The following is a 5,112-nucleotide window of genomic DNA, read 5'->3' as shown; positions in this document are numbered from 1 at the left end:
TTTCTTGGAAAAGCCGTGGTCGGTCATGTTCTTATAGACGGCGTCCCACTCTGCCCGAACGGGGCCTCCTCCCACGATGGGAGCAGCCACGATGGTGAACCCCTTGGCCAGCAGGGCCAGATCAACAGCGGAGGCATCCCGGCCGATGCGGTCCGCCCGGAAGACCCAAGGCCTCCCGGCAGCCTGAGTCTTCGGAACCAGCACCGCCATGCCAGTGACTCCAAACGCCGACTTGCCAGCCTTATCGTACCGGTCGTAGCACGGCGTGAATTGCGGCCCCCGGCAGGTGGCGTAAGTATCCTCTTTGGGCAGGTAAATGTAGGAATTCTCGGTGCTGTAAAAATAGGATTTCGTGAATGTGTCGTCCACGATTTCGGGCCGGGGAGTGGTGTTCGACTGAACGTGCTGCTCGATGAAGTCGGCAATGGGCTTGGGATCGATCAAGCTGTGCGGATGATGGCCCATGCCTTCTTTGACCATGATGGTGATCTGGCCGCCGCCCTGATGATAGATGTTCTCGATGACCTTCGTGTTTTTCTCCAGGACAAAATCCTCGGTCCCGCAGACGTTGAGCAGAGGCACATCGTGCTTGATCAGCTCACCGAGCCTCAAGATGTCCTCCGGGTAGATGCCGGGATTGTCGGCGTAGATGCAGGAGACCTTGTCCGGGTTCGAGGTTGCCCAGGTGTATTCATTGACCCCGCCTTTGCTCATGCCCACGAAGGCCGGTTTCTTGGACAGCCCATGTTTCTCCGTGAGATAGGCGTACCAGGCGTCCCACTGCTTGCCCAGAGACTGCCTGCCCGGATCCGGCGTAATGAACGCAATGTGAAAACCCCGCCGCAGCAATTCCACCTCGGCCTGGGGCTGGTGGTCCCAATAACAACCTTGCCACGACCAGGGATTGCCGGGCGCCGGTTTGTTGGGCACGACCACGATGCACCGCCGCTGACCCTTGGCCGGAGTGCCCACCGCAAAACCTTCTTTTTCCGGCCTCGTGAAAGGAGTGATGGCCAGGGTCTCGTCATTCATGACGAAGTCGTTGCGAACGAACCCGTCATGCCAGGTGCTCTTCCCGCCGTCGAAGGCGGGCTCGGCCGCAAGGATGGTTCCGACGAAACTACACACCGAGAAGGCGAGCGCCGCCAGACCGAGGACCGAAACTTCGTGGTTGCTCATTCCAAGATTGCGCTTTTGTATTGTTCGTTCCTCACTGAAAAGCAGGCATCGCGAGACGAATGGATTCCCTGAGAAAATACGTCATCCCTCGAATAACTTGTTGAACGCCATGCGTTCCCCCTGCGCACCACTGTCGCAATCACCGGCCCCCACGGCCCGCAGAGAATCGACGTTCGCCTTTTGCAGGGAGATATCGCCTACGACCATGCGAACGCATCGACTTCGGCGGAACTTGAGGCGCCGATTCGGCACTTCAAGTTTTCAAACTCATGGTTCGCGAGTTCAAATACCTATTGCGCCGCAAATCTGCGGCTCCGTCGAGCAAGAGTCAACAGGCCCACCCCACCGACGCCGAATAAGACCGCGCTGCTCGGCTCGGGAACGTCCACGCTCTGATCGGCAGCGATGTCTGATGGATCGAAATTCGTTCCGCCGATCATTTCCGGCAGCCAGTTGTCGGCGGCATTACCCTGAAAATGCAGGAGCACGTCGTAGCCGGTCGTCGAGAAGTCCGACGCGGTGGCAATGTTGAGGTCGGCGGTTTCGCCAGGTTCAAGAGGAGCGCCGCTGGTCAGATCGTACATAATGCCGTCATCGGCCAAAGCATTGCCGAACGGATCGGCCGTGGATTCGGAATCGGTCCAGGTGGAAGAAGGATTGCTGTCGTCGGTGAAGGAAAAGAGAGAGGGATCAACGGCCGGATTGTCGGTCGGGCTAGACGGCTCGATGAAGACACCGTCAACGGGGCCGCTGCCCGCTGGAAGGTTGAGGGTGAGATCGGTTTCTTCCTCGGTCGCGGGGTTGCTGCTGTGAGTGATCGATGAAGGCTGGACGACGCCCGGCCTGTTGACGACCCTGGGATTCGCCTTGCGCACGACGCCAGGCCAAATCGCGTTGACGGATCTAACAAAGGTGCCGTTGTACTCGGGCGCATTGGCGCTGGTTATGGTTCGGCTCGTATTGCCGACGAAATTGAAGCTGGCGAAGTGATCCGGGACGTCGGGATAGTTTCCGATCACTGGCAGCGCCGCGCCGGCGCCAGTCCGAAAGGGGAAGCCGATGTTCGTGGCATTCTGCCCGGTGGGCCAACCGCCGGCGGTCGGGCCGCTGCCGTCACCCGTGGCGGGATTAACGTTCGTATCGGGATCGGCAACGAACGATGTGGAAGTTGCGACGTCGATGCCCGCGACGGTGACGAAATGAAAAGCACCGGCTCCCGTGCCTCCCCACCATAAGCCCTGTTGAGCGCCGTTGGCATTCGGTGGCGGGCGGCGCGCGGCCGTGCCGGAACCGAGGTTGTATAGGACTTCACCGTTGGCATTGGCAATCGTGGAATTGGTGAAATCGAAGACCGACTTCTTGGTGTCAATGAATTGCCCGAAGGGATTGCGGTAGAAGACGTGGCCGTTGGCGGCAGTCGGATAACTATTGGACAAGAGCGGCGCCGCGGCTCCGGTGGTGACGGGAGCGAGAGAATTAGCGGTGAGGTTGAGATAGGCCTGGACGTTCAAGCCCACGCTATTCAGGCCGGCAACAAGCCGGGAAATGTCGGAGGTTGGCGCGGCATTCACGTTAGCGCCGTACATGGCCGTGTACCAGCCCGGAGCGGCGGCCGTGGGATCGGTAACGAACAGACCCTTATAGCCCTGGGTCGTGAGATCATAAAAGGCGTCGGCGTAGGCGGTATATTGGCACCAGCCGCCGGTGCGCTCCCAGCCGTTGTTCGAGGGGCCGTTGACCCAGTCCTGATGCTGATAGAAATCGGGAAGCTGCGGGTTCATCGCATTCGCCCCGGCGCCATACCAGATCGGAGCGGCTGACGAACTTGTGCCGATGCTCATTGCGATTGCCAAGGCACCGGCGAAACACAGGCGAGATAGAGTCATGAGCGTCACCTCATTTTGACCGACAACCCCGTGTGGGCTGAGCCTGAAACCGATCCAGACTCGGAATGCCCGCTATCATAACGCCGCGACACCTTCCGGTGTCAAGCAATTGGCGAGTTTTTCTCCGTTTTTCCTTGTTCGCCAGATCAGCCGAGCCCGCGTTGCATGCCTTTCAACGCGAGGCGCACCGGAGCGCTCGGCTGAATCGCGATCGAGGCTTTCGGCTCGATCTGCTGGTTCGGCAAAAGCTCGATTTCGAACCGCTCCAGCACCATCGCCACGACCAGGCGCATTTCGAGCATCGCAAACTCGCTGCCGATGCACTGATGCGGCCCGGCCAGGAATGGAAAGTGGGCATATTTCGACCGCTCCTTCACTTTCTCCGGAGCGAATCGGTCGGGATCGAACGTTTCTGGACTTTCCCAAATCGCGGGATGCCGCTGGGTGACAAACTGACAGAGGACCACCATCGAACGCGCGGGAATTCGGAAGCCGCCGATCTCGTCGGCAGTAACGACTTGACGCGGGGTGGCCCAAATCGGCGGATAGAGCCGCATCGCTTCTTCAATGACCATCCGCGTAAGGTTGAGCTGCGGAACGTCGGCGCACGTCGGCATTCGGCCACCGAGAACCGTTTGGATTTCCGCGCGGACTCGCCGTTGAACCGTCGGATGCGATGCGAGCAAATACCAGGTCCAAGTCAGCGCCGTGGCCGAGGTTTCGTGCCCGGCGAGAAGGAACGCCAGCACCTCGCTTGAAAGCTGGCGATCGGTCATCGTCGCGCCGGTTTCTTCATCCGTGGCCGACATGAGCATCGAGAGCAGGTCGCCGTAATCCCGTCCCTCATTCCGACGCCGCTGAACCAGCTCGAATACGATCTCGTTAAGGTTCCGCACAGCCCGCTTGAATTCGCGATTCCGCGCCGTGGGGACCCACGCCGGCGGCGACGTGAACGGATGATTGAATCGCCGCACGAGATAGTTTCCCACGACCGGAAACGCGCGGCCTACCGAATCCGACTTCTGGCTCACATCGCGGCTGAAAAATGCCAACCCCGCGATATGTAGCGCCAGCCGCGACATTTCGGCCCCGATATCGACGGTGTCGCCGGCAGATAGCTTGGCCCAGCGCTCCAACATCTCGGCCGTCGCTTGGACCATGACCTCGGCATATAGGGCCAAACGCTGCCGGCCAAACGCGGGTTGCGCGAGCCGCCGCTGCCGAAGCCAATAATCTCCTTCGCTGACGACCAGATTCTCGCCCATCATGCGGCGCAACCAGTGATACTGCCATCCGCGCAGATAATTCTTCGGCCGGTCGTGCAACACATGCTGCACGTAGTCGGGGTGAAAAAGAAAGTGCAACAACAGGGGCCCAATCCGCATGCGGAAGACGTCGCCATAGCGCTCCCGCGCTCGCAGCAGAAACCCCAACGGCTCGCGCACGAACTCCCCAAAATGCCCGAAGGGAAGCGGGATCATGTTCGTCGTGCCGGGGGCGGTTGACATTGTGCTCGATTCGGCGTCGGGCCTCAAATGGTCTCGCGGGCGGCGAGTTGCTTGGCGACGTATTTCGCGATGAGATCAGTTTCCAGATTCACCGGGTCGCCGACCTTCAATCGACCCAGCGTGGTGACTGCCAGTGTGTGTGGAATCAACGCGACGCTGAACCGCTCCGCCTCCGCGTCCACCACCGTAAGGCTAACTCCATCCACGGCAATTGATCCCTTGGGCGCCACTTGCCGCAACAATTCGGCCGGCGCTTGAAACCAAAACGTGGACCAATCGCCATCGTCGCGCCGCTCGACGAGCGTCCCCTGGCCGTCGATGTGACCGGTCACCAAGTGACCTCCCATTCGGTCTCCGAGGACCAGCGATCGTTCGAGGTTGACGAGGCCTTCTGGTCCGAGCCGTCCGAGGTTCGTGCGGCTCAAGGTTTCCTCTCCCGCTTGAAAGTCGATTGACTCTCCCTCCACGCGCACGACGGTCAGGCAGCAACCGTTCACGGCAATGCTGTCGCCGATCTCGACCTCGTCGGCCAAAGGACC

The 5,112-nt window shown here is 60.2% G+C and carries 4 protein-coding genes; all 4 read right to left on the bottom strand.

All coding sequences use genetic code 11. The annotated features are described in order from the left end of the window. The coding region (locus VGY55_08230; protein HEV2969963.1) for a hypothetical protein at positions 1 to 1,179 on the bottom strand (1,179 nt) is incomplete at its 3' end. 290 nt (positions 1,180 to 1,469) lie between these two features. After that, the gene (locus VGY55_08225) at positions 1,470 to 3,065 is read right to left on the bottom strand and encodes a PEP-CTERM sorting domain-containing protein (GenBank protein ID HEV2969962.1); all 1,596 of its coding nucleotides are present in this window, start codon (positions 3,063 to 3,065) and stop codon (positions 1,470 to 1,472) included. Positions 3,066 to 3,211: 146 nt separating this feature from the next. Further along, positions 3,212 to 4,573: a cytochrome P450 gene (locus VGY55_08220; protein ID HEV2969961.1), complete on the bottom strand. Its 1,362-nt coding sequence runs from the start codon at positions 4,571 to 4,573 to the stop codon at positions 3,212 to 3,214. 23 nt (positions 4,574 to 4,596) lie between these two features. Beyond that, positions 4,597 to 5,106: a riboflavin synthase gene (locus VGY55_08215; protein ID HEV2969960.1), complete on the bottom strand. Its 510-nt coding sequence runs from the start codon at positions 5,104 to 5,106 to the stop codon at positions 4,597 to 4,599. Positions 5,107 to 5,112: the final 6 nt, after the last annotated feature.

Source organism: Pirellulales bacterium, from assembly GCA_035939775.1.
GTDB lineage: Bacteria > Planctomycetota > Planctomycetia > Pirellulales > DATAWG01 > DASZFO01.
This window is presented reverse-complemented; position numbering and strand designations above follow the sequence as displayed.